Source organism: Streptosporangium sp. NPDC004631, assembly GCF_053601935.1.
In genome coordinates, this window is the sequence record NZ_JBSGCR010000027.1 from 36,950 (window position 1) to 59,954 (window position 23,005).

Below are 23,005 nucleotides of genomic sequence, written 5' to 3' on the forward strand. Positions count from 1 at the left end.
TACCGTGCCCCGGGTCGGCGGCGGGAGAGGGGTGGGAGGGTGACGGGTCGGTGAAAAGGGCGTTCTGCTCAGAGGGCCGCGGCTTTTGAGAGACGTGGCTCTTCCGGCGTGTCAGGGGGGCGTGCTTCCCCCGGTGTAGAGGCGGGCGACCACGTCCTCGATGGAGTCCTCGCCCGGGGCGGTGGCGCGCAGGTCGTCGAGGGTGCCGTCGAAGGTCAGGCTCCCGTGGTCGATGACCATCACGCGGCGGCAGAGCTTCTCGATGTCCCCCAGATCGTGGGTGGTGAGCAGGACCGTGGTGCCCCGATCTGCGTTGAGGAGGCGGAGAAACTCGCGCATGGCGGCCTTGCTGACCACGTCCAGGCCGATGGTGGGCTCGTCGAGCACCAGTACGGCGGGGTCGTGCAGCAGGGCGGCGGTGATGTCGCCGCGCATCCGCTGACCGAGGCTGAGCTGCCGGACCGGGGTGTTCATGAACTCGGCCAGGCCGAGCAGGTCCGACAGTTCCCCCAGCCTCCGGTGGAAAACAACTCGATCTACTTTGTAAAGGTGCCGGACCAGTGTGAAACTGTCCCGGAGCGGCAGATCCCACCACAGGGTCGTCCGCTGACCGAAGACCACACCGATTCGGCGGGCGAGGGCCGTACGGCGCCGTGTCGGATCGAGCCCGGCGACCTGAATGCGGCCCGAGGTCGGGGCGAGGATGCCGGTGAGCATCTTGATGGTGGTGGACTTGCCCGCGCCGTTGGGGCCGAGATACCCGACGAACTCCCCGGCCTCGACGGTGAACGACAGATCCCGTACGGCATGCACCGTCGTGCGTGCGCGCCGGCGCCCCACGGTGAACGAACGGCCTACCCGGTCGACTTCGATCATGTCGTCAACTCCCCGTTGAGCGGTAGCGGCGGATCCCCGCCCGCCAGGCGAGCACGGCGACGGCGGTGAGGCCCAGAGCCGCGAGCGGCCCGGCGAAACGGAACCAGTACGGCAGGCCGATGGGGTCCGGCCGATCCAGCACGAACAGGCCGGGCTGCCAGTTGACGAACGCCAGTGGCACGACGAACGTGACGCCCCGGACGAGTTCGTCGCCGTAGACGCTCAGCGGATACTGGGTGAGCGTGCCGCCGCCGTAGGTGAAGGCGTTGGCCACCTCGGGTGCGTCGGTCAGCAGAAACTGCAGCGCGCCGCCGAGGGTGAAGATCGCGGCGAAGATGATGATCCCGCACAGGACCATCAGCGGGATCATCCACACTCTGCTCCAGGGCAGGTCGAGCCGGGACAGGGCGATGGCGAGCACGACCGTGGCCTGGGCGGCCCGGCCGAGGCGGTGCACGCCGAACCGGTCCACGGCCATCTGGACGAACGCGCCGACCGGGCGGATGAGCATGGTGTCGAAGGTGCCCGCCTTGATGTGCTGGCTGAGCCGGTCCACGTTCCCGAAGAGCATGTCGCTCAGCGCGAACGACAGGCCCGCGGTGCCGTAGAGGAACATCACCTCGGCCAGGCCGAACCCGGCCAGTGACCGGGTGTGCTCGAAGATGACCCAGATCGCCGCCACGTCCAGCGCGTTGACGGTGAACGACCCGATCGCCATCGTGATCATTGGTCCGGGATACTGTGCCGAGGCCCTCAGCCAGGTCCAGGCGAGCAGGAGATATGTTCTGATCATCGCTGGAGGTCCGCCCTGTCCCCGGCCGGGACGTCCGTGCCGTCAGCCACCCTGGATCACGACCTTGCGGCGGGCGGCGAGGGTGACGAGGACGCCCAGGGCCAGCAGCGCCGCCGCCCACGCGGCCTGGAAGCCCAGCGCGTCGAGCACGTCCCGCTTGCCGAGGTAGAGGTCGGCGGGGACCTGGACCATCGCCGACCAGGGGAGCGCCTCGGCCAGGGCGCCGAGCCAGCCGGGGAACAGGTGCAGGGGCAGGACCATGCCGCTGAAGAAGAACGTCATCACCAGGGAGAGTGACTGAGTGCCCCTGTCGTCCACGACCCAGCAGGCGGACAGCGCCACCAGGTAGCGCCAGCCGAAGCTGACGATCACCCCGAGCGCGAAGCCGGCGGTGAAGGAGATCCAGGTCATCGGGTCGGCGGGGACGATGATGCCGAACAGCGCCGCGCCGATGGCCGTCGGCGGCAGGCTGCGCAGCAGGAACAGGTAGGTGGCCCGGCCGAGATCGTCGGCCAGACTCCACAGTTGCAGTGACGCCGGGCGGAGGAGGTCCACAGCGATGTTTCCGGTCCGTACCCGCCCGGACAGTTCCAGGCCACCGCCGAAGACCTGCATGGGTCCGATGAAGGCCTGGCTGAGGAAGCAGAAGGTCACGGCGTCGGTGATGTCGTAGCCGCCGAGCCCGGGGCGGGCCTCCCAGAGGGCGATCAGTATGTAGGCCCGGAGGATGCCGAAGACGGTGTTGGTGAAGGCGCCGGCGAGGGCGGCGGCACGGTAGGCGGAGTGGCGGCGGAAGCCGTACCCGGCGATGCGCGCGTAGAGCAGGAAGACGGCCTCCTGGAGGTGTTGGGGAGATCTTCTCATCGTGGTCGCCGGGCCGGGTCACGGCAACGGTTTTTCGGTGATCGGCCGGCCGGTGTCCCGCCGGTGGCGGGGTTCCGGGCATCCGGTGATACCGCAGGTGGCGTGGGGGAGGGGGCGGCATGGTCCCACGATTCCCATCGGAGGGCCATCCCATGAATGGAAGGATATTCTGTGGGAATCCTCCTATTTGGAGGCCCGCATGCACGATGAGATCGATGTGGACGTTTGCCCCGGCTACCCGGTGAGCTGGCAGGCCGCGGCGCTGAACACGGTGATGCGCGGCACCCTGAAACCGGTCTCCGGCCTGCTGCTGAGAACCGACACCGGTGTCCTGGCGGTCTCCCAGCTCGTCGCGCTGGCCACCAGGGTGCCGTTCCGGCTGCCCGATCACGTCAGCCTGGCGCAGGATCGGGTGGGGGAGTGCTCCGGCGAGTGGATCCGCGCCGGTCAGGGACTCGACGGAGAGGACGCCTCGGGGTTCGCCGGCGCGGCCGGGTACGGGGGCAGCGGGCGGGGGACCGCCGGGCGCGGGGGCAGCGGGCGTGGGGTGGTCGAGCAGGAAGTCGCCGGGCACGGGGTCGTCGGGCACGGGGCGGTTGAGCGGGGGACCGCCGGATACGGGACCGCCGGATACGAGGCGGTCGGGCACGGGGTCGCCGGGAGCGGGGTCGCCGGGCGCGAGACCGCCGGGGGCGGGGCGGAGCGCGGGGCGGAGGAGTTCGACGAGAGCCGGGTGGTGCTCTACTTCCACGGCGGCGGTTACTTCATCTGCTCGCCGGTGACCCACCGGCCGATCACCTGGCGTCTGTCGGCCGCCGCCGGGTGCCCGGTACTGGCCCTCGACTACCGGCAGGGCCCGGTTCACACGCCGGTCGAGTCTCTTCAGGACGCGATCGCGGCCTACCTGTGCCTGTTGGAGCGTGGTTACGACCCCGCCAGGATCGTGTTCGCGGGCGACTCCGCCGGTGGTCACCTCACCTTGGCCACGCTCCTGGCGCTGCGCGACCGGAACCTGCCCAGCCCCTCGGCCGCCGTCTGCCTGTCACCGTGGGCCGACCTCACCGACGGGCCGCGCAGGGTCAACCGCCTGCTCGACCCGCTGATCCCGGCGGGTCGCGTCGGCTGGCTGGCCCGCCGCTGGACCATCGGCCTTGACACCCGCGACCCGCTGGTCTCCCCGGTTTTCGGTGACTACACCGGCCTGCCGCCGCTGATGGTCGTCACGGGCTCGACCGAGGTCCTGCGCGACGAGGGGCGCCGTGTCGCCGAGCGGGCCCGTGCCGGCGGGGTTCCGGTCAGGTACGAGGAGTGGCGCCGCATGCCCCACGTCTTCGCCCTCCTCGCCGACCTGGTTCCCGAGGCGCGTCAGGTCTTCTGGCACATCGCCCGGTTCCTCACGGCCACCCGTGCCCTGGCCGCCGGGCAGGGCCGTCCCGAGCGCTCCGAACGGGCGGCGGGGGAACCACTCACCGGACCCGGGTCTGCCGCCGCCTGACCAAAAGGGTTTTCATCATCGGATCCCTATATTTCTTACCGAAAGGCCCGCGACCAGAGATTGCTTACTCTACGGAATCATTCGCCTTACCTGCCATACCCCTTCTGACAGGTGGGGTGCGAAAGCCTGCCGAATCCCGCCACAGTGTGCTTCCCGTAGTGTGTACACGAGAGGCTCAACCAGAATGGCGCGTGGCGGAACCGGTCCCGTGAACGGCCTGCCGCCCGGGGTGCGGCCACTGAGCACCGGGGACCCGGTTAGCATCGGCCGTTACCCGCTGCTCGGCCGGCTCGGCGTCGGCGGGATGGGTGTGGTGTACCTGGCCGAACATCCCCGGGGAGGCCTGGTAGCCCTCAAAACCCCGCATCCGTTACATCTTCACGATGCCACGCTTCGCACCCGTTTCGCGGAAGAAGTGGAATTTTCCCGGCGAGTGATTCCTTTCTGTACCGCTGCGGTGATCGAGGACGGCGTCGACAGGGACCAGCCCTACCTTGTCTCCGAATACATTCCCGGCCCCGAGCTGTCGCAGGTCATGGCCGCACGGGGTCCGCTCCCCCCCGCCCTCGCCTACGGCGTCGCCCTCGGCGTGGCCGCCGCGATGATGGCGGTGCACGAGGCCGGGCTGGTTCACCGCGATCTCAAGCCCGCCAACGTGCTGCTGTCCGACGCCGGACCCCGGCTGATCGACTTCGGTATCGCCAGGGACGTGGACACCCTCGTCGCGCACACCCGGGCCGGGCACGTCATGGGCAGCCCTGGCTGGGTCGCCCCGGAGCGGCTCACCGGCGATCCCGCGCTGCCCTCCTCCGACATCTTCTCCTGGGGCTGCCTGGTCGCCTACGCGGCCACCGGCCACCACCCCTTCGGCACGGGCGAGCTGGACGTGCTGACCCGGCGCATCCTGCTGGAGCCGCCACACGTCGCCTCGGTGCCCCCGCTGCTCCGCCCGGCGGTCGAAGCCTCCCTGGCCAAGGACCCCACCCTGCGGCCGGAGGCCGCCGACCTGCTCCGCGCCCTTCTCGCCGCCGGTGGCGTGGGTAACCCGCGAGACCTTCGCCAGGCGGTCGCCGACGTGCTGGCGAAGATCTGGACGCCGGTGCCCCACCCTCCGGAGACCGGTGAGGCAGGGCTCGCGGTGCCCTCGGTCCCGGCAGGCGGCCGGTATCCCGCACCCTTCCCCGCCCCCCTTCCGGGTTCCACCCCCGCCAAGGTCTCCCGCAGGACGCCGCGCAGGGGCGTTCATCTGTCACAGGCGAGCTTCGCGGCCCTCGCCACGGTCTCCATGGCGGCCGTCACGGTGGTCGCCGCCGCGAACGGCGGGGTCGGGGGGGACACCGGGCCCGGCACTCCCAACCGGGCGCCGACGGTGGCCCCGACCCCTGAGACCCCCGGCGGTTCCCCCCTCCGCGGCCCCCTTCCGCCGGTCGGCGGCCGGCGTACGGCGTCCCCGGTCGTGGCACCGTCGATCACGCCCGGCGCGGTGCGCAACCCCCCACCCCGAACCGTTCCGCTGCCTCCGGTGAACGGCGAGCACGAGGAGCCCCAGCCCGCCCATCCGCAGGGGCCTGGCGGCCGGTCCCGCGAGGACGACCCGCGGACCTGCGCGGACGCAATGACGAAGGGGAACGGGGGAAAGGGCTGCCCGCCGGTGCCGGGTGACCCCAGGCCGTCCTTTCCCCGGGTCCCGCAGAACGGAGAGGGGGAGAGCCCGGCACTGTCGTCCGCCCCGTCCTCGGCGGTGACCGGCCCGCAGCTTCCGCCGGGCGTGGATCCTCCCTCGCAGCCGGACGACTGATCACCCGGTTCCGCCGGGATTGAGGGGCCTCGTCCCATCTCGGAAGTGGAGGTCGAATGGGGGGAGAGCGGTTCCCTCCCCGGACTCCGGGGTCCTGATTCCCGGGCGAGGAGGCCGGGTCGGCACATCCGTTAGGGTGATCGGCGCGTGTCGAGTGGGAGGGGAACCCATGGGCGAGTCCGTGCCCGGTGTGGTGGAGTTGAGCGGTGTCGGCGTCCGGGTGGTCGGCCGGACCCTGCTGGCCGATGTCGATTGGCGGGTCGGGTACGGCGAGCACTGGGTGGTGCTCGGACCGAACGGGGCGGGCAAGACCACGCTGCTCTCGCTGGCGGCGGCCGTACGGCATCCCACCGAGGGCGCCGTCACCGTGCTGGGCCAGCGGCTCGGCCGGATGGATCTGCGTGAGCTCCGCCGTCACATCGGCCTGGTCGCCGCCAGCCAGCGGCTCGTCGACGAGGAGTTGCTGGAGGAGGAGGGCGCCACCGCGCACACGGTCGTGCTGACCGGTCACACCGGGACGAGCGCCCCGCTCTGGGATCGGTACGGCCCCGCCGAGCACGAGCGGGCTCACCGGCTCCTGGCGGACATGGGGTGCAAGGACCTCGCGGACCGGCTCTTCCGGGTCTGCTCCCAGGGGGAGCGGGCCAGGATCCGGATCGCCAGGGCGCTGATGGTCGATCCGGTGGTCCTGCTGCTGGACGAGCCGTTCGCCGGGCTCGACCTGCCCGCCCGCGAGGACCTGATAACCGCCGTTGAGGACCTCGCGGCGACCCGCCCGGTGCTGACCACGATCACCGTCACCCATCATCTGGAGGAGGTCCCGGCCACCACCACCCACGCCCTGCTGATGCGTGACTCCCGGATCCAGGTGGCGGGACCGGTCGCGGAGATCCTGACCGGTGAGAACCTGTCGGACTGCTTCGGCCGGCCGTTGCTGATCGAGGATCACGACGGACGCTGGTCCGCCCGCGCCGTACGCCGCTGAGTCGCGTCGTCGCGTCACCACATCAACGGATCCAGCGCCCCGGACCCTGCTCGGCCGTGCGGGCCGGTGAGGGGTCTCAGTCCTTTTTGCGCTGGCGGATGAGGCCCATGAATCCGGGGCTCGGCTTGAACCTCGCCGTCCAGGTCTCGGCGATCTCCAGAGGTTCGCCGGTCTGCGGGTTGCGGCCGGTTCTGGCCGGTTTGTGGACGATCTCGAAGGATCCGAAGCCGGGGATCGCAACCTTGTCCTCGGCTGCCACCGCCGTCTGGATGGTTCCCAGGATGGCCTCCAGAGCGGCGGCGGTCTGCCGCCGGCTGAGCCCCGCCTCAGCCGCGGCCTTCTCGATCAGCTCGCGCTTGTTCATGGGCATAGTTAACGCCATTCCTGCCGGATTCATCGAGTCCCCGGCCGCCGTACAGCCCGGGGATCGTGCTCCGAGCCCGCCGGGGACACGCATCCGCCGGGAGGCCTCCACCTCCCCCGCGGCAGGGGGAAGGTAGGAGTACCCGCCGCCGCACACACGGTGGCGGGCACTCCTCGCCGTTCAGCGGTCGGACTGGGCCACCAGCCGTTCCGCTTCCCCGTACAGGGCCTCGACGAGGATGAGCTCCAGCCGGAGATCTTCGTCGACGAGGCCGGCCAAAACTTCCATTCGGGCCTCCTGGTTACTCAGGACGTCTCAGAAGCCGCGAAAGTTCACACCGATCCCGAATCGGACGTGACAGTGCTTTAAGTCCGGTCACTTCCCAGGGGGCGAGGCCGCCCCCGCGCTCGCGCGGTCACCGCGCCCCCCGCGCCCTCGCGGCCCTGCGCCGCGCCTATGTCGCGACGAGTTCGGCCAGGTCGACGTGCTCACCGACCTCCCGTACGTCCATGCAGTACGCCAGGAGTACCCGGCGGTCCCCGACACGTCGGGTCACCCGCAGGCACGGAAGGTCGTGGAGCACGATCGCCTCGACCTCGATGCCGTCCGGCCCCTGCCAGATACCCATGAGGTCGAGGCTACGAAGAGTCGAGTAAGGCCGGGGTAACCAACCGGGCATATCGTGATGGTCCCCGCAAGCTGCACGGTTTTCCCATGCTCCGGCAACGATTAGCCGGTTCGCTGTGGGTAACAGACCGTCGTAATCCAAGTAGTCAGGGAGAAAACAACATGGCTCTGCCCAAGCTAACCCCCGAACAGCGTCAGGCCGCCCTCGCCAAGGCCGCCGAGGCTCGCACCGCCCGCGCCAAGCTTCTGGCCGAGGTCAAGGCCGGATCGGTCAGCTTTGAGCAACTGCTCGGCCGGGACGACGAGATCGCCCGGCGGATCAAGGTGGCGCAGGCGCTGCGCGCCCTGCCCGGGGTCGGCAGTGTGAAGGCCGCCCAGCTGATGGCGCGGGCCGACGTGGACGAGGCCCGGCGGCTCGGCGGCCTGGGCGTGCAGCAGCGGCGCAAGCTGATCGAGGTCGTCACGGGCTGAGGCGCCGGGCGCCGTACCGTCTGAGGGGTGCCGGGGCTCCGGCGGAAGGCCGTGAAAGGCGGAGGCCCCGCCGGACGGACTCGGGGGAGATCCGTACGGCGGGGCCTCGCTCCCCGACCTGGTCGGCGGGCTCGCCTGGAGAAGCGGTCCCATGCCCTGGAAGCGTCCAGGCGAGCCCGGGTCGAAGGGGTTAGTGAGCCTTTTCGAACTGCTCCGCCTCCGTGGAGCCCTTGAGCGCCGTGGTGGAGGAGTCCGGCGCGATGGCCGTACTGACCAGGTCGAAGTATCCGGTGCCGACCTCGCGCTGGTGGCGGGTGGCGGTGTAGCCGCGCGACTCGGCGGCGAACTCGGCCTCCTGGAGCTCGACGTAGGCGGTCATGCCCTCCTCGGCGTAGCCGTGGGCCAGGTCGAACATGGAGTGGTTGAGCGAGTGGAAGCCGGCCAGCGTGATGAACTGGAACCGGTAGCCCATGTGGCCGAGCTCGCGCTGGAACTTGGCGATGGTGGAGTCGTCCAGGTGCTTCTTCCAGTTGAAGGAGGGCGAGCAGTTGTAGGACAGCATCTGGTCGGGGTACTTCGCCTTGACGGCCTCGGCGAACGCGCGGGCCACGTCCAGGTCGGGGGTGGAGGTCTCCATCCAGAGCAGGTCGGAGTGGGGAGCGTAGGCCAGGCCCCGCGCGATACAGGACTCGACGCCGTTGCGGACGCGGTAGAAGCCCTCCGCCGTGCGGTCGCCGGTGGTGAAGACGCGGTCGCGCGGGTCGACGTCGGTGGTCAGGAGGGTCGCGGCCTGGGCGTCGGTCCGCGCGATGACCACAGACGGGACCCCCGCCACGTCGGCCGCGAGGCGGGCCGCGTTGAGGGTCTTGATGTGCTGGCCGGTCGGGATGAGGACCTTGCCCCCCAGGTGGCCGCACTTCTTCTCGGAGGCGAGCTGGTCCTCCCAGTGCACGCCCGCCGCACCCGCGGCGATCATGCCCTTCATCAGCTCGAAGGCGTTGAGCACGCCGCCGAAGCCGGCCTCGGCGTCGGCCACGATCGGTGCGAGCCAGTGCGGCGCTTCCCGGTCGCCCTCCGACCAGGTGATCTGGTCGGCGCGGAGCAGCGCGTTGTTGATGCGGCGCACGACGGCGGGGACCGAGTTGGCCGGGTAGAGGCTCTGGTCCGGGTAGGTCTGGCCGCCCAGGTTGGCGTCGGCCGCGACCTGCCAGCCGGACAGATAGATCGCCTTCAGGCCCGCCCTGACCTGCTGCACGGCCTGGTTGCCGGTCAGCGCGCCGAGGGCGTGCACGTAGTCCTCGGTGTTGAGCAGGTGCCAGAGTCGTTCGGCGCCGAGCCGGGCGAGGGTGTGCTCCTCCTGGACGGACCCCCGGAGCCGGATCACGTCCTCGGCCGTGTATGTCCGCTCGATGCCCGTCCAGCGGGGGTTGGTCTCCCAATCTCGCCGCAGCTCGTCTGCGGCTCCCTTGAGGCGATCGTTCATTTTTTCACTCCTTGTCGTCCCCTGGGTGCCTTGATCCGAGTCTGTGCCCCAACCGAATAGGCAAACAAGGTCGAACTTTGCGAAAAAACTTCACTTTTTCTCTTTAGGTCAATACTTGCAAGTATTTGACAGGAAAGAAGTTAATAGTTTTCTCTATGGACTAGACCAATCCGGGTGGTCTGGGTCACTGCCTCTCGGTGGCGCCGAAATATCCCCGGAAATTTCGTTTAGCATCGTGCTATGGCATCCCTGGTCGGTGAAGAACCGCTGTCCTTGACGCAGGAGCTTGACCTCATCGCGTTTGGTCAGCGCCTGAGACACCTGCGTAAACAGCGTGGGCTCACCCTCTCTGACCTGGGTGAACGCGTCGGCCGTGCGCCCAGCCAGCTCTCCCTGCTGGAGAACGGCAAGCGCGAGCCCAAGCTGTCCCTGCTGAAGTCCCTCGCCACCGCGCTGAACGTGCCGGTCGAGGAACTGCTCCGCCGCCAGGCCCCCAGCCGGCGGGCACAGCTGGAGATGGCGCTGGAGGAGGCCCAGCGCGACCCGCTGTACGCGGGGCTTGGCCTGGCCAGACTCAAGGTCTCCGCCCGCGTCCCCAACGACGTGCTCGAACACATCCTCGGCCTCTACGGTGAGTTACGGTCCCGTCAGGCCAAGGGCACGGCCACCCCCGAGGAGGCGCGCGTCGCCAACGCCGAGCTCCGCCGCATGCAGCGCGAGCGGGGCAACTACTTCGAGGAGATCGAGAAGGCCGCGGCCGAGGCGCTCTCCGCGGTCGGCTACCGCGCCGGAGCGTTGTCACAGAGCACCGTGCAGGCCCTGGTCACCCACTTCGGCTACACCGTGCGGACGGTTCAGGACCTGCCCCGTACGGTGCGCTCCATCACCGACCTTCGCAATCGGCGCATCTACGTCAAGCACGAGCAACTCGGTATGCACACCCCGCGCACGATCCTGCTGCAGACCCTCGGCCACCTTGCCCTCGGCCACCACAAACCCCGCGACTTCGCCGACTTCCTGCGGCAGCGGACCGAGGCCAACTACTTCGCCGCCGCCGTCCTGGTGCCCGAGGCCACCGCCGTGCCGTACCTCAGGGAGGCCAAGCAGGACCGGGCGCTCAGCGTGGAGGATCTGCGGGACGTGTTCGCCGTCTCCTACGAGATGGCCGCGCACCGCTTCACCAACCTGGCCACCCACTTCCTGGACCTGGTCTGCCACTTCGTCCGCAACAACGCCGGCGGGATCATCTACAAGGCGTACGAGAACGACGGCATCGTCTTCCCCGCCGACGAGCAGGGGGCCATCGAGGGCCAGCGGATGTGCCTGCAGTGGTCGGGGCGGCAGGTCTTCCGCTCCCCGGACCGCTTCTCCGTCTTCTACCAGTACTCCGACTCGCCCACCGGCACCTACTTCTGTGTCGCCCACGTCGACCCCTCCCGGGAGAGGGACTTCGCCATCACCCTGGGCGTGCCGTACCGCGAGTCACGCTGGTTCCGCGGCAGGGAGACCACCAATCGCACCAAGTCCGGCTGTCCCACCGGCGACTGCTGCCGCCGCCCGCCCGCCGAGCTCACCCAGCGCTGGGAGGGCTACGCCTGGCCCTCGGCGCGCGGCAACTCCCACGTCCTGGCCGCCCTGCCGCCCGGATCGTTCCCCGGGGTGGACGAGGCCGACGTCTACACCTTCCTGGAGCGTCACGCCCGGGAGTGACCCCGCGACAGCGTGAGCGCGGGGTGGCCGAAGAACCGGTAGGCGGGTGCCGTGGCGGGGGCCACGCAGCGCAGCGAACGCAGCACCTCGGCGGGGGGCTCGCCGTCGAGGGCGCGGCGGTAGAACTCCTCCACCAGGCCGTCCCCGACCGCCCTGAACGGGGCGACGGCCCCGCTCGCCCCGGCGAGCAGGAACGGCTGGCAGTCCCCGGGCTCGTCCAGGAAGACGAACGAGCCGCCGCCCATGCCCCGGCCCAGCGTCTCGAACGCCGCCCCGCCGGTCGCGAAGTGCACCACGTCCGGCGGATCGCCGAGCAGCGCCAGCACATCGCCGAGCACGGGATTCACCTGGACGGCGCCGTAGGCGGAGACCAGCGGGTGGGCCTGCGGCCCGCCGTACACGACCGCCATGCCGTCGCCCCCCGTCCGCACCGGCGGCGGCAGCTCGGGGCGCCTGCCGCCCAGGGGCCAGCGGCCGGTCACCGCCTGGCAGTTCAGGAAGCCGGGGGCGGACTGGTCGAACGGGTGCTCCAGCACGGCCAGCTCCCAGGGGACGTGCGGCTCCTGGGAGAGGATCAGCACGCTTGGGTGGCGCGGCGCCACCCGGATGGCCACCGCGTTCAGCAGCTCCCAGAAGCCCCGCGGAACCCGCGCGGCGACCTGCCGCCCCACGTTCTCCAGCGAGATGGCCTGCCCGGCCAGCCGCCGCCCGAACTCCGAGGCCCGCATGCCCAGCTCACAGACCTCCGCCTGGTCGGGCGTGACGAAGTGCGGTGACCCGTAGGTCCACCACAGCCTCCCCGGCCGGTCGCCGTGGACGATGACCGCGGTCACATCCGGTGCCTCCCCGTCGTCGGCCGGCCGCACCCGGGTGCCCGCGACCGGGTGCGGGGCGTTCTCCTGGCCGAGCAGGCCGGGGGAGTCGAGGACGGCGAGCGCGCGCACCCCGAAGCCGGTCACCTGCCCCCGCACGGTGTAGACCGCCTGGATCTGCCGGGCGGTCACCGGCTGGTCCTGCGCGAGGGCCACCAGCCCGATCCTCGCCCTGGGGTACGGCGTGGCCGCGTCGAGGTGGAGCCGCACCCGCCACCCGCCGGGCGCCTCGAACCCCTCGGCGATGAGCTGGACGTCCAGATCGACCGGCTCGTGCCCGGACGGCGCCGCCGCAGTACCGGCCGGGACCTCCCCGGGCGACAGGCCGACCTCCACCTCCGCACCCCAGCCGGCCACCACCTCGCCGGGCGCCTCGATCAGCGGGAACGTCTCCGGGACCGGCCCGGTCGGCACCGGTTCCCGCTCCTGGCGCCGCCTGCGGAAGGCTCCGGTCAGCCGGCCGATCATGGATGTGGCGCGTTCCCCGCCGGGCTCCCCGGCCGGTCTCCTGTTCTGTCTGCCGTGTCCGCCGTCGTGCTCTCCGCTGTGCGCCCGGCCGGATTCCTGGACGGTGGCCCGGTCGTCCGGGCCGAGCAGCAGGCAGAGCCGTTCCCAGGCCGGGCCGTACTGGACGACCAGCGACATGACGGCGTCGGCCAGCGGTCCCGGAGCCTGCCTGCCCTCCTCGGCCAGCAGCGGATCGAGCCGGTCCCGCAGTTCCCCGGAGGCTCCGCCCAGCAGGTGATCGAGTTCGTCGCGGACGGTGTGTGCCGCCCTCATCACGGCCCCCGGGTCCATATCCGCCCCTCCTCGCTCCGGTCTGAGCCGATCTTCCCACTACGCGGCGGGTACGAGAGCCGGTACCCGGCGAGAATCAGAGCCGCATAAGGTGATATTCGTGAACTCCTAGGTGCGGGAAAGGGTGGGCTGTGCTGCCTGAAGTGGAGGCATGGCTGCGTGAGCGCACCTCAACGTCGGACGACTGGTCGTTGCCGTGGCTGTTGCGGGCCAAGGGCGACACCACGGTCAGCGTCGTGCTGCCCGCGCGTGACGAGGGGGAGACGGTCGGGGAGATCGTCACGGCGATCCGGCGTGACCTGATGGAGGAGGTGCCGCTCGTCGACGAGATCGTGGTCATCGACTCCCGCTCCGTCGACGACACCGCCGTGCGCGCCGCGCAGGCCGGGGCCACGGTGATAGCGCAGGACGAGATCCTGCCTGATCTGAAACCGCTGGACGGCAAGGGGGAGGCGCTGTGGAAGTCTCTCGCCGCGACCTCCGGTGACCTGCTGGTCTTCGTCGACGCCGATCTGCGCGAGTTCCACACGTCGTTCGTGACCGGGCTGCTCGGCCCGCTGTTCGGCGACCCCGGCGTGGTCTACGTCAAGGGCTGTTACGACCGGCCCCTGCAGAAGATGCAGAGCGGTGGCGGCCGGGTCACCGAGCTTGTCGCCCGCCCCCTGCTCAACCTGCACTGGCCGCTGCTCGCCGGATTCGTGCAACCCCTCGCCGGTGAGTACGCCGGGCGCCGGTCGGTGCTGGAGCGGGTCCCGTTCGTCACCGGGTACGGTGTGGAACTGGCCCTGCTGATCGACCTGCTCGACCTCGTCGGACTCGACGCCCTCGCCCAGGTCGACTTGGGCCGCCGCCTCCACTCCCACCAGTCCGCCGAGGCCCTGGGCGGCATGGCCGCCCAGATCCTGCAGGCCGCCTGGTCGAGGCTGGAGCGCCAGAACAAGATGGTCTCGCTGCACACGCCGTCTCCCCGCCTGGCCCAGTTCCGGCGGGGGCCGGGCGGCCACCAGGTGACCGTCCGCGACGTGGCCGTGGCCGAACGCCCTCCCATGGTCACCGTCACCGGAGGGAGCCCCCGCGCCGAGAGCCGCCCACCGCCCCAGCCGCCGCGATAAGCCGTGGCCTCGGTTGCGGCTCGCGCCTTGATCAGCCCTGGCCGGGACCGGGGCGGGGGGCGGCGCTGCCGAGGTGGGTGGGGCCGTGCGGATCGGCGCAGTGCGCGTCGGCGCCCTCGATGGTGAGCAGCCCGGAAGGCGCGTGGTCGACCTGCATCGTGGTGTGCTCGATGCCGTACTCGTCGTGGACCATCCGCTCGGCCGCCAGGCGTACGGCGTGACAGTCGGCCCCCGGCTCGACCAGGATGTGCGCCGACAGGGCGGGGTAACCCGAGGTGACCTCCCAGATGTGCAGGTCGTGGACCTCGACGACCTGCTCCAGCGAGGCGGTCTTCCTGCCGATGTCGGCGGGGTTCATCCCGGCGGGTGCCGCTTCCATGAAGACCCTGCCGGCGTCGCGGACCAGGCCCCAGCCGGCCTTGAGCATCAGCGCCGCGACCACGAGGGCGGCGATGGCGTCGGCCCTGCTCCACCCCGTCAGCCAGATGACGAGTCCGGCGACGGTGGTGGCGATGAAGGCGTAGAGGTCGTTCAGGATGTGCTGGAAGGCGCCCTCGATGTTGAGGCTCGACCGGTTGGCCCTGCTGAGCAGCCAGGTCGCGGCGAGGTTGACCACGATTCCGGCCAGGCCGGTCACCACGACGTACAGGCCCTCGACCTCCGGCGGCTCGATCAGCCGCCGGACGCCTTCGTAGACGAAGTAGACGCTGAGCAGCAGCAGCGTGATGCCGTTGATCTGCGCCGAGATGATCTCCGCCCGTTTGAGGCCGTAGGTGAACCCGCCCTGCGGAGGCCGCGCCGCGATCCGCATCGCGATCAGGGCGAAGACGATCGCGATGGCGTCGGTCAGCATGTGCCCGGCGTCGGAGATGAGCGCGAGCGACCGGGCGGTGATGCCGATGACCACCTCGACCGCCATGAACCCGATGATCAGGGCGAGCGCGCCGGTCAGATAGCGGCGGTCGGCCTCGGCGCTGACGCCGTGCCCATGCCCGTGCCCATGCCCGCGGCCCTGTCCCCGTCCGTGTTCGCGCCCCTGCTCCTGTCCCCGTCCGTGGTTCCGGTCCCGGTCTCCGCCCCGATCTCGGACGGCGCGGTCAGCCATCGTCGCGCCCGTTCGCGCCGTGCCCGATATGGGCGATGGCCAGATCGAAGAGCATCCGCACGTGCGAGTCCGCCAGGCTGTAATAGGCCATCCGCCCCGACCTGCGGACCTTCACCACCCGGTGCATGCGCAGAAGTCGCAGGGCGTGTGAGGCGGCCGACATGCTCTGCCCGGTCGCCGCGGCCAGGTCGCACACGCACATCTCGCCCCCTTCGAGCAGCGCCGCCATCAGGCGCAACCGCCCGGGGTCGGCCAGCAGCCCGAAGACCTCCGCGAGCTCCCGCATCGCCTCCTCGGGGGGCAGCGCCTCGCTCACGGAGGCCACCCGGTCGGCGTCGACGACCGGTGTCACACAGACGTCGGGCACCGTGGCGACAACATTTGAATGATTATTCATATATTCAAGTGTAGGGCGGCCGGGTTGGACGTCAAGACATCCCCCTTGATCGCCCGCAGGGGCGCCGGACGGGCCGGAGGTCCACTCGCCTCGCGTGGTGTGGGGCGGTGGGTCCGCCGCGGGTGGCCGGAGGATCGAGGGCGACGTATGAATGGTTGCTCAACTTTTCCTTCCATGAGGTTTCAGGACGGCTACCGACGGTCATTAAAGGTAACGGCAGGTTACTTTCAAGGCAAAGAGGTGGTCATGGCCTGGGTGACCGACCGTTCCCGCCCTCGGATCTCCGCCACTCGGCCGCCGGACACGCGCGGAGCGGCATGTCCGGCGGCGGGAGAACGATCGCCCGCTCCGGAAAGACGCGGGAGGCCGGCCCGGCCGGCTCCGCGTACCCCGGTTTCCTCCCACAGATCCGAAAGCACCGCGAATCCGAAAGCACCGCGAAGGGCTCGGTGAACAGACCGTGAGCGAAGGACACAGGAGGCACGACCCGGAGCACGCCCCCCTGGTCGTGGTCGCGGACATGTCCGCGATGGGGCGTGGCCCGGGCTTCCATGCCCCGGGAGGCGGGGTGCTGACCCCCGCCGACGTGCGCAACAAGGTGTTCACCACCGTTCGCCTCCGCGAGGGTTACGACCTGGCCGAGGTCGACACCTTTCTCGGCCAGGTCGAGATCGCCCTGCGCGGGGTTCTCCAGGAGAACGCCGACCTCAACGCCCGGCTGGCCGGCACCGACGCCCGTGCCGGCCAACCGGCGCCCCACTCGGCGGGCGACAGCGCGGCGCGGATCGTGGCACTTGCCAGGGAGGCCGCCGACCGGGAGATCTCCAGGGCGCAGGAGGAGGCCAGGAGGGTGGTCGCCGGAGCCTACGTCCAGGCCGAGGCGGTGGAACGGGAGGCCCTTGGCAGGGCCGAGGCCCTCGAAAGGGATGCCCTGGGCAGGGCCGAGGCGGTGGAACGGCAGGCCGTGGGCAGGGCCGAGGCCCTTGAGCGTGACGTGCGGGACAGGCACCGCGCGGCCCTGGAGTCCGTGGAGAGCCTTCAGACGGCCCGCGAGGACCTGTCCGCCGTCGTGCGAGAGTACGGCAGCCGCCTCGTGGGGAGCCTGGAGGAGCAGGTCCGTCAGGTGCGGAACCTGCTCCATGAGCTGGAGGGGCAGGCCGATCCCGAGCGGCAGAGCGGTCTGTCACCGGCCGGTTCCGTTTCCCGGACGGCACCGGTTCCCGTTCCGGTGGCCTCCGCCTCCCGCGCGGCGGACGCCACGGTCTCCACGGCGAACTCCAGGGCCACGGCCGGTGTCACGGTCTCGACGGCCGGCTCCACGACCAGCCCCGTGGTCCCGTCGGCCACTCCTGCGGCCGACTCCCCGGCCTCCCCGGCGCGTCACGCGGACATCGGGCGCCACGGCGGCGACATGCGCCCCCGAGGTATGTCGTGATCTCCGGCTGGGGGGCGTCTCCGTGGTATGTCGTGGTCCCTGACCTCCGAGGTCTCATCGACAAGGGGTGGTGACAATGCCGCTGGCGCATTGGGCACGGGCGGTTCCGGTGCTGGAGGACGGGCGGCCCCCCGGCTCCGGCACCTGGATCGCGGTGGCGCTGGTCTGCCTGGCCACCCTCGCGGGGGCGTGGCTGGCACGGTCCAACGCCCGGCATGTGGCGGGCTGGCTGGCGGTCGCCTCCGTGGTGATGCTGATCACCGCCGTGACGGACATGCTTCCGGACGCGTGGCACGACGCGGTCGAGGTCGGAGTGCCCCTGTGGGGCCTCGGGGGCGCGGTGGCGATCGGCTTCCTGGTGGTCACCTATTTCACCCGCAGGGCGTGCGGGCACGGCCACGAGGAGAGGCGGGCCGCCGGAAACCACGCTCCCGGCCGTCACCGCCGGGTCAACGAGATGGTCGGGGCCGCCCTGTACGGCGGGATGGGAACCGCGGCCGCGCTGACCGTTCACCGGGCGATCGAGGGGGCGACGCTGGCGCTGAGCACCTCCGCCGTCGTCGTGATAGCGCTGGCCGTGCACTCCGCCAGCGAGGGGCTGGCACTCACCGCCCTGCTCGACATGGCCAAGCAGTCCTTGACCCCGTGGCTGGTGGTGTCGTGCGCGAGTCCTGGGATCGGGGTCCTGATCGCCACCGCCGGCCCCCTGCCGAAGGGTGCTGTGCCTCTGCTGCTCGGTGTGGTGACCGGAATCATGCTGCGCACGGCGCTGGTCGGCATGAGACTCGCGGCCCGCAACCAGGAGGGCGGCCTGTCACGGTGGCAGCTGACCTTCGCGGCGGTCGCCGCCGTCACGATCGGCACGTTCATGATGTTCGCCCACTGAGGCCCTCCGACTCCGGCGCCGGCCACGCCGGAGTCAGCGATCGACGTCGGCCGGGCGAACGCCGACCGACCAGCGTTGCTCGATGCGGCCCAGATGCCACACCGTGAGCGCGATGATCCAGGTGGCCACGAACAGGGCGGCGACGCCGTAGCCGACGTAGTTGAGGTCAAGGGCGGCGATGGCCCCCAGGGGGCCGGACCGGATGCCGAGTTTCTCGGAGAGCAGGCCGATCAGCTCGATCGCTCCGATGATCATCGCGACGGCGACGGACAGCGCGGTGATGGTGATGTTGTAGTAGACCTTGCGCACGGGTTTGGAGAAGGCCCAGCCGTAGGCGAAGTTCATGAAGCAGCCGTCCATGGTGTCCAGCAGGCTCATCCCGGCGGCGAACAGCACGGGCAGGGTCAGGATCGCGTACCACGGCAGGGCGAACGCGGCGGCCCCGCCCGCCAGCACGAGCAGGGAGATCTCGGTGGCGGTGTCGAAGCCGAGGCCGAACAGCACGCCGACCGGATACATGTGCCAGGGCTTGCGCACGGCCTTGGTCGCTCCGCCGAGGACGCGGTTCATGAGGCCCCGCCTGTTGAGCTGCTCCTCCAGTGCGGCCTCGTCGTAGGCGCCGCGGCGCATCTGCCGGAAGACCTTGACGATCTGCCACAGGATCACGGCGTTGATCGCCGCGATGACCATGAGGAAGACGCCGGAGACCAGGGTGCCGATCAGGCCGGTGACGGTCTGCAGCGGGGATGCCCGGTTCTCGACCTGGCCGGCCAGGGTGCGGACGCCGACGCCGAGCAGGAGGCACAGCGCGAAGACGATGGTGGAGTGGCCCAGAGAGAACCAGAAGCCCACCGAGACCGGGCGCTGGCCGTCGGCCATGAGCTTGCGGGTGGTGTTGTCGATGGCCGCGATGTGGTCGGCGTCGAAGGCGTGCCGCATGCCCAGGACGTAGGCGGTGACGCCCAGCCCGACAGTGAAGGCCCCCGCCTGGCCCAGCCGGTAGTTGTGCGGGGCGACCAGGACGATCAGGGAGAGCCAGCCCGCGATGTGCAGTGCCGCGATGACGAGGGCCATCCCCGCGATGCGGCTCCACTCCCCACCGGAGAGGGGGCGCCTGCGCGCGGAGCCCGAGATGGCGGCGGGTGAACTCATAGGGCCGCTCCGGCGGAGACGGACAAATACCCTACAAACCTAACTTCACTGCGAAAGAGGTGCAATAGCGATATATGTGCTTAAGGGTCATGATACTTGCTGATATTGGTACGGAGAGATTGCCAAAGGCGCGGCGCAGCGACTCAGCGCGGCGACGAGAGAGCGGCATTAGCGAGGATCGAGGATGCGGTAACGGCGGGACCGTGGGCCGGTTCCGCACCTGCCCGTCATCCTCCACAGCTCCGCGGTGCCGGGGTCCATAATCACGGGCGGAAGCGTTGAGTCGTACCGTTCACCCGAAAACGCGGGGCCGCGAGACCTCCTGCGGGTATCCCAGGACCGGTGTGCCCCGGACCGGAACGGCACTCTCATGACCGGCTTGAAGTGCGGGCCGGGTAGGAGGGTGCCGTTCGTCACGGCTGCGGGTGACCTACTACGGCTTGCGGGCGACGCCGCAGAACTGGGACACCTCGTTGGGCTCGCCCCACGGGGTGGGTTCGTGACGCCAGCGGGAACAGGACACCACGCCGGGCTCAAGCAGTTCCAGGCCGTCGAAGAAACCGGCGAGCTGGGCGCGGTCACGGGCCACGATCGGGGTGCCGCCGCGTTCCATGAACCGCCGCATCGCCTCGTGCATGGCGTCGCCGTGAACCTCGGCGGTGGCGTGCGCGATCGCCAGATAGCTGCCGGAGGGGATGGCGTCGATCAGGCCCCGTACGACCCCCAGGGCCTCGTCGTCGTCCACGAGGTGGTGCAGGATCCCCAGCAGCATCAGCCCCACCGGCTTGGTGAAGTCGAGGGTCTCCGCGGCGACCTCCAGAATGTGACGGGGGTTTCGCAGGTCGGCGTCGATGTAGTTGGTCAAACCCTCGGGAGTGCTGACGAGCAGGGCGCGGGCGTGGGTGAGGACCAGCGGGTCGTTGTCGACGTAGACGATCCGGCACTCCGGCGCGATCCGCTGGGCGACCTCGTGGGTGTTGTCGGCGGTGGGCAGGCCAGTGCCGATGTCCAGGAACTGACGGATCCCGGCGTCGGCGACCAGGTGGGTGACGCAGCGGCCCAGGAACGCCCGGTCGGCACGTGCCGAGTCGGCTATGCCGGGGATGAGCTGCTCGACCATGGTCCCTGCGTCGCGGTCGGCCGGGTAGTTGTCCTTGCCGCCCAGCCAGTAGTTCCAGATGCGGGCCGAGTGTGGCCGGTCGAAACCGAGGTCGATGGGTTGGCCTGGGTCACGGGGGGTGCTCATGGGCGCTTCCGTTCATGCGGTATTCGCACCGGATATGGTCAGCCTAGTTGATCACGCACACCGTGATCGCGGCAAACTTCGCCCGCTTCACGCCTCCCGCCGTCTTCTCAGGTACGTGTCCCGATAGGGCCGGGACACCGTGACCGAGGCTCGCGCGGAGCCGGTGTCACCCACATCGAGGCCGGCATCGGCGCGGCCTGACCACCGGCGTTGCCAAAACTGTGCATTGTCCCGCACGTCGCTCAGATGGTTCGCGCACCCGCGAACCAGACTGTGGTCATGAGCGAGCGTGACACGGGCGTGGCAGCGGCGCGGGCCGAGTACGCGGGCGCCGTGTACGGCTCGCTGCTGGCCGCCTCCGTGGTCGCGGGCAGCACCGTCGAGGGCGGGCCGCCTTCGGCGGCGGACCTGGTGATCCTGCTGATCTGTACGGGGGTCGTGTTCTGGATCACCCACGTGTACGCCCAGCTCGTCAGCCGGGGATACCCGACACGGGCCTTCACCTGGGCGAACGTCCACGGGATCGCCAGGCAGGAATGGCCGCTGGCCCAGGCGTCCTTCCCTCCGGCCATCGCCGCCGCCTTCGCCTCGGCGTTGGGGGCGTCGGACGCGGTGGCGGCCTGGGTGGCGCTGTGCGTGGCGGTCGCCGGCCAGGTCACCTGGGCGGTCGTCGCCGCGCTGAAGACCCGCTGGACCACGGGCGTCGTGGTGGTCTCCGGGATCGCCAACCTGATCCTCGGGCTGGCCATCATCGTGCTCAAGACCCTGGTCTCCGCCCACTGAGCGCGTGGACCCGGCCAACAAGAAGATCACGATCGAGCATGTGCTTCCGGAGACCTCCACTCTGGAGTGGCTGGGGCAGCCGGCGGCAAGGAGGTCGAGCTGCCGCACAGACAGCCCGTTCGCACCCTTGGCGACCTGACGCTGAGCGGCTATGACTCCGCTCTGGGCAATGTCCCGTTCGGCAGGAGGCGGGACCTGCCGGCGCAGAGCGGGGTCGCGATGAACCAGGAGATCTCCGGGCGGACGCGGTGGAGCAAGTGCGGTGCCCTCGTGCTCATGTCGCGAGGGTCAGACGACGCTGGTGAAACTCCTCTACGTCTTTCATGCCGGGATAGCGCGCGGTAAGGACCTCGTCGAGGTAGGCGGCACGGGAGTGGACACGTTCGACTATCCGGGGTGACTCCAGGGCTTGGGAGGCCATTGCGATGGCCTCGTCGGGGGAGCCAAGCCCGGCGAGGGCGATGCCGAGATCGATTCGAGCGATCGCTTCGCGGCTGGGGGATCGGATCTCGATCGGCTTCGACTCGTGTGTGGCGACCGCTGCCTCCGCACGCTGACGTGCCTTCTCGAAGTCACCCAGCGAGATGTAGGCCGCCGCCGGATAGTCGGTCATCGTGTGCCCTGCAGCCAGAGCGCCCATGTCGATTCCGAAGCGTCCTGCCGCACGTGCGGGTAGCCGCCCGTATATTTCCTCGGCCGAGTGAAGTAGCGACTCACACTCTGCTCGCTGTCCAAGGTGGGCGTGCGCCCGGGCTGCTTGGACGCTCAGCCGTAGGGTCAGTACATGATCGGCGGGCGTTTTGGTCATGCCTCTTCGTGCGGCTGAAATGGCGAGATCCGGTCGCCTGGCATTCATCGAGATGGAGGCCGTGACGTTGGCCGCCCAGGCATACAGCTCGTCGTGTCCGGCCTGGTCTGCATACTCGAAGGAGTCGATGGCATAGGCGCGGGCGGCAACAGGGTTGCTTAGCTCATAAGCCAGCCAGGCGAGGGTCTCCGACAGCCACCCGGCATAGACGAACAGCTCACGACCCTCCTTGAGTGTGTGCGGGCTGCGGATGAGCTGGTCCACCCGCTGACGGTAGGCGCGGGCAACAGTGAACACGTCGGCCGGTGACCGTCGGTGGAAGCCTCCGACGATGTCGGTCACCGCGACCTCAAGATGATCGAGAGTCGCGCGGCCGACGGCGGTTTGGCCGGCGCGGCGGGTGAACTCCATGGCCTCTTCGGCGGCGTCGCCCAGCACCCGGCCCATGGCGGTGGCCAGGCCGACCTTGAGTGCATCACGGCGGTTCGTGGGATCACCTGCTCCCTCATGCTGCTCGGGGGATCGGCCCCCATTGTCCGTTGTGCCGTCGTATGGGCTCAAGGTGCGCTCGGGTGCGAACAGGATGGCCTCGGGGATGCCCATCGCCCGGCTGAACAGCAACCGGTAGCGCTCCGACAGCATCGCGATCACACCGGACTCCCACCGGCGGATCGTGCGCACCAGCGACTCGTGATCGGGCAGGTCACGACCGGCATCCCCGGCCGCCGCCCGCAGCCGCCGCGCCGTGGTGTGCACATCCCAGCCCAGCGTCTTGCGCTCGGCACGCACCCGCACCGCCCACGCGGGAAACACGCCGTCTCCGGCCACCGCCATCACCTCTTGAATTGACCCCGTCGGGAACACCCGCCACACCCATTGTCACTCTCCGAAATCGACCGTGCGCGATATCGGAGACACCGGTGTGGCCGGTGGCCGAAAGAGGAC

21 protein-coding genes are annotated in these 23,005 nt (G+C 70.1%); 9 read left to right on the forward strand and 12 right to left on the reverse strand.

Annotated elements, in window-relative coordinates; all coding sequences use genetic code 11:
• Positions 1-111: 111 nt before the first annotated feature.
• From ACWEF2_RS24035 to ACWEF2_RS24045, 3 genes are read right to left on the reverse strand one after another with little or no spacing between them, the layout of a single operon-like run.
• Positions 112-876: an ABC transporter ATP-binding protein gene (locus tag ACWEF2_RS24035; RefSeq protein ID WP_453818607.1), complete on the reverse strand. Its 765-nt coding sequence runs from the start codon at positions 874-876 to the stop codon at positions 112-114.
• A gap of 4 nt (positions 877-880) precedes the next feature.
• Positions 881-1,669, reverse strand: coding sequence for an ABC transporter permease (locus ACWEF2_RS24040; protein WP_453818608.1), 789 nt, complete (start codon positions 1,667-1,669; stop codon positions 881-883).
• Positions 1,670-1,711: 42 nt separating this feature from the next.
• Entirely contained in the window at positions 1,712-2,533 is an 822-nt protein-coding gene (locus ACWEF2_RS24045; protein ID WP_453818609.1) for an ABC transporter permease, read from the reverse strand.
• A gap of 199 nt (positions 2,534-2,732) precedes the next feature.
• Between ACWEF2_RS24045 and ACWEF2_RS24050 the strand changes: the two genes are divergently transcribed.
• The 3 genes from ACWEF2_RS24050 to ACWEF2_RS24060 all read left to right on the forward strand — a co-directional run bounded on the left by ACWEF2_RS24050 (position 2,733) and on the right by ACWEF2_RS24060 (position 6,811).
• Complete coding sequence (locus tag ACWEF2_RS24050) at positions 2,733-4,028, forward strand: alpha/beta hydrolase (RefSeq protein WP_453818610.1); 1,296 nt, start codon at positions 2,733-2,735, stop codon at positions 4,026-4,028.
• A 184-nt stretch (positions 4,029-4,212) separates the two neighbouring features.
• The gene (locus tag ACWEF2_RS24055; RefSeq protein WP_453818611.1) at positions 4,213-5,826 is read left to right on the forward strand and encodes a protein kinase domain-containing protein; all 1,614 of its coding nucleotides are present in this window, start codon (positions 4,213-4,215) and stop codon (positions 5,824-5,826) included.
• 169 nt (positions 5,827-5,995) lie between these two features.
• Positions 5,996-6,811, forward strand: coding sequence for an ABC transporter ATP-binding protein (locus ACWEF2_RS24060; protein WP_453818612.1), 816 nt, complete (start codon positions 5,996-5,998; stop codon positions 6,809-6,811).
• Between the two features lie 76 nt (positions 6,812-6,887).
• On the opposite strand, the gene ACWEF2_RS24065 is transcribed toward ACWEF2_RS24060, so the two are convergent.
• Together ACWEF2_RS24065 and ACWEF2_RS24070 are read right to left on the reverse strand one after the other, a co-directional pair.
• Positions 6,888-7,181, reverse strand: a complete 294-nt coding sequence (locus ACWEF2_RS24065) for an HU family DNA-binding protein (protein WP_453818613.1) — start codon at positions 7,179-7,181, stop codon at positions 6,888-6,890.
• 448 nt (positions 7,182-7,629) lie between these two features.
• Positions 7,630-7,803 (reverse strand): hypothetical protein, encoded by a 174-nt coding sequence (locus ACWEF2_RS24070; protein WP_453818614.1) that lies wholly within the window; start codon positions 7,801-7,803, stop codon positions 7,630-7,632.
• Positions 7,804-7,964: 161 nt separating this feature from the next.
• Here ACWEF2_RS24070 and mihF point away from each other — a divergent pair, with 161 nt between their 5' ends.
• Positions 7,965-8,273 carry an integration host factor, actinobacterial type gene (gene mihF, locus ACWEF2_RS24075; protein ID WP_453818615.1) on the forward strand — a complete coding sequence of 103 codons (309 nt, stop codon included), beginning with the start codon at positions 7,965-7,967 and terminating at the stop codon, positions 8,271-8,273.
• Positions 8,274-8,463: 190 nt separating this feature from the next.
• Here the strand turns inward: mihF and aceA are convergent, their stop codons facing one another.
• Positions 8,464-9,756 (reverse strand): isocitrate lyase, encoded by a 1,293-nt coding sequence (gene aceA / locus ACWEF2_RS24080; protein ID WP_453818616.1) that lies wholly within the window; start codon positions 9,754-9,756, stop codon positions 8,464-8,466.
• A 240-nt stretch (positions 9,757-9,996) separates the two neighbouring features.
• Between aceA and ACWEF2_RS24085 the strand changes: the two genes are divergently transcribed.
• A complete protein-coding gene (locus tag ACWEF2_RS24085) occupies positions 9,997-11,466 on the forward strand; it encodes a helix-turn-helix domain-containing protein (protein WP_453818617.1) in 1,470 nt (489 codons plus the stop codon).
• Here ACWEF2_RS24085 and ACWEF2_RS24090 read toward each other — a convergent pair.
• Entirely contained in the window at positions 11,451-13,136 is a 1,686-nt protein-coding gene (locus ACWEF2_RS24090) for a hypothetical protein (protein ID WP_453818618.1), read from the reverse strand. The genes ACWEF2_RS24085 and ACWEF2_RS24090 overlap by 16 nt on opposite strands.
• Before the next feature lie 131 nt (positions 13,137-13,267).
• Here ACWEF2_RS24090 and ACWEF2_RS24095 point away from each other — a divergent pair, with 131 nt between their 5' ends.
• Complete coding sequence (locus tag ACWEF2_RS24095) at positions 13,268-14,248, forward strand: glucosyl-3-phosphoglycerate synthase (protein WP_453818619.1); 981 nt, start codon at positions 13,268-13,270, stop codon at positions 14,246-14,248.
• Between the two features lie 31 nt (positions 14,249-14,279).
• Here ACWEF2_RS24095 and ACWEF2_RS24100 read toward each other — a convergent pair whose 3' ends face one another.
• Entirely contained in the window at positions 14,280-15,353 is a 1,074-nt protein-coding gene (locus ACWEF2_RS24100) for a cation diffusion facilitator family transporter (RefSeq protein ID WP_453818620.1), read from the reverse strand.
• A complete protein-coding gene (locus ACWEF2_RS24105; RefSeq protein WP_453818621.1) occupies positions 15,346-15,720 on the reverse strand; it encodes an ArsR/SmtB family transcription factor in 375 nt (124 codons plus the stop codon). Before ACWEF2_RS24105 ends, ACWEF2_RS24100 begins: the two co-directional genes overlap by 8 nt.
• A gap of 490 nt (positions 15,721-16,210) precedes the next feature.
• Here ACWEF2_RS24105 and ACWEF2_RS24110 point away from each other — a divergent pair, with 490 nt between their 5' ends.
• Both ACWEF2_RS24110 and ACWEF2_RS24115 read left to right on the forward strand, forming a co-directional pair.
• A complete protein-coding gene (locus ACWEF2_RS24110; protein ID WP_453818622.1) occupies positions 16,211-17,185 on the forward strand; it encodes a DivIVA domain-containing protein in 975 nt (324 codons plus the stop codon).
• 76 nt (positions 17,186-17,261) lie between these two features.
• Positions 17,262-18,071 carry a hypothetical protein gene (locus ACWEF2_RS24115; RefSeq protein ID WP_453818623.1) on the forward strand — a complete coding sequence of 270 codons (810 nt, stop codon included), beginning with the start codon at positions 17,262-17,264 and terminating at the stop codon, positions 18,069-18,071.
• 33 nt (positions 18,072-18,104) lie between these two features.
• On the opposite strand, the gene ACWEF2_RS24120 is transcribed toward ACWEF2_RS24115, so the two are convergent.
• On the reverse strand, positions 18,105-19,223 hold the full coding sequence (locus ACWEF2_RS24120) for a HoxN/HupN/NixA family nickel/cobalt transporter (protein WP_453818624.1): 1,119 nt from the start codon (positions 19,221-19,223) through the stop codon (positions 18,105-18,107).
• A 433-nt stretch (positions 19,224-19,656) separates the two neighbouring features.
• On the reverse strand, positions 19,657-20,469 hold the full coding sequence (locus tag ACWEF2_RS24125; RefSeq protein ID WP_453818625.1) for an SAM-dependent methyltransferase: 813 nt from the start codon (positions 20,467-20,469) through the stop codon (positions 19,657-19,659).
• Positions 20,470-20,748: 279 nt separating this feature from the next.
• On the opposite strand from ACWEF2_RS24125, the gene ACWEF2_RS24130 reads away from it, so the two are divergent.
• Complete coding sequence (locus tag ACWEF2_RS24130; protein WP_453818626.1) at positions 20,749-21,252, forward strand: hypothetical protein; 504 nt, start codon at positions 20,749-20,751, stop codon at positions 21,250-21,252.
• Between the two features lie 274 nt (positions 21,253-21,526).
• Here the strand turns inward: ACWEF2_RS24130 and ACWEF2_RS24135 are convergent, their stop codons facing one another.
• Positions 21,527-22,888 carry a hypothetical protein gene (locus ACWEF2_RS24135; protein ID WP_453818627.1) on the reverse strand — a complete coding sequence of 454 codons (1,362 nt, stop codon included), beginning with the start codon at positions 22,886-22,888 and terminating at the stop codon, positions 21,527-21,529.
• Positions 22,889-23,005 lie beyond the last annotated feature (117 nt).

Excerpts from the sequence above, each read along its gene's own strand:
- ACWEF2_RS24060 (WP_453818612.1), top strand. The coding sequence starts at position 5,996 with ATGGGCGAGTCCGTGCCCGGTGTGGTGGAGTTGAGCGGTGTCGGCGTC.
- ACWEF2_RS24045 (WP_453818609.1), bottom strand. The coding sequence starts at position 2,533 with ATGAGAAGATCTCCCCAACACCTCCAGGAGGCCGTCTTCCTGCTCTAC.
- ACWEF2_RS24055 (WP_453818611.1), top strand. The coding sequence starts at position 4,213 with ATGGCGCGTGGCGGAACCGGTCCCGTGAACGGCCTGCCGCCCGGGGTG.
- ACWEF2_RS24085 (WP_453818617.1), top strand. The coding sequence starts at position 9,997 with ATGGCATCCCTGGTCGGTGAAGAACCGCTGTCCTTGACGCAGGAGCTT.
- ACWEF2_RS24130 (WP_453818626.1), top strand. The coding sequence starts at position 20,749 with ATGAGCGAGCGTGACACGGGCGTGGCAGCGGCGCGGGCCGAGTACGCG.
- ACWEF2_RS24070 (WP_453818614.1), bottom strand. The coding sequence starts at position 7,803 with ATGGGTATCTGGCAGGGGCCGGACGGCATCGAGGTCGAGGCGATCGTG.
- aceA (WP_453818616.1), bottom strand. The coding sequence starts at position 9,756 with ATGAACGATCGCCTCAAGGGAGCCGCAGACGAGCTGCGGCGAGATTGG.
- ACWEF2_RS24115 (WP_453818623.1), top strand. The coding sequence starts at position 17,262 with ATGCCGCTGGCGCATTGGGCACGGGCGGTTCCGGTGCTGGAGGACGGG.
- ACWEF2_RS24100 (WP_453818620.1), bottom strand. The coding sequence starts at position 15,353 with ATGGCTGACCGCGCCGTCCGAGATCGGGGCGGAGACCGGGACCGGAAC.
- ACWEF2_RS24120 (WP_453818624.1), bottom strand. The coding sequence starts at position 19,223 with ATGAGTTCACCCGCCGCCATCTCGGGCTCCGCGCGCAGGCGCCCCCTC.
- ACWEF2_RS24050 (WP_453818610.1), top strand. The coding sequence starts at position 2,733 with ATGCACGATGAGATCGATGTGGACGTTTGCCCCGGCTACCCGGTGAGC.
- ACWEF2_RS24090 (WP_453818618.1), bottom strand. The coding sequence starts at position 13,136 with ATGGACCCGGGGGCCGTGATGAGGGCGGCACACACCGTCCGCGACGAA.
- ACWEF2_RS24125 (WP_453818625.1), bottom strand. The coding sequence starts at position 20,469 with ATGAGCACCCCCCGTGACCCAGGCCAACCCATCGACCTCGGTTTCGAC.
- ACWEF2_RS24035 (WP_453818607.1), bottom strand. The coding sequence starts at position 876 with ATGATCGAAGTCGACCGGGTAGGCCGTTCGTTCACCGTGGGGCGCCGG.
- mihF (WP_453818615.1), top strand. The coding sequence starts at position 7,965 with ATGGCTCTGCCCAAGCTAACCCCCGAACAGCGTCAGGCCGCCCTCGCC.
- ACWEF2_RS24040 (WP_453818608.1), bottom strand. The coding sequence starts at position 1,669 with ATGATCAGAACATATCTCCTGCTCGCCTGGACCTGGCTGAGGGCCTCG.
- ACWEF2_RS24065 (WP_453818613.1), bottom strand. The coding sequence starts at position 7,181 with ATGCCCATGAACAAGCGCGAGCTGATCGAGAAGGCCGCGGCTGAGGCG.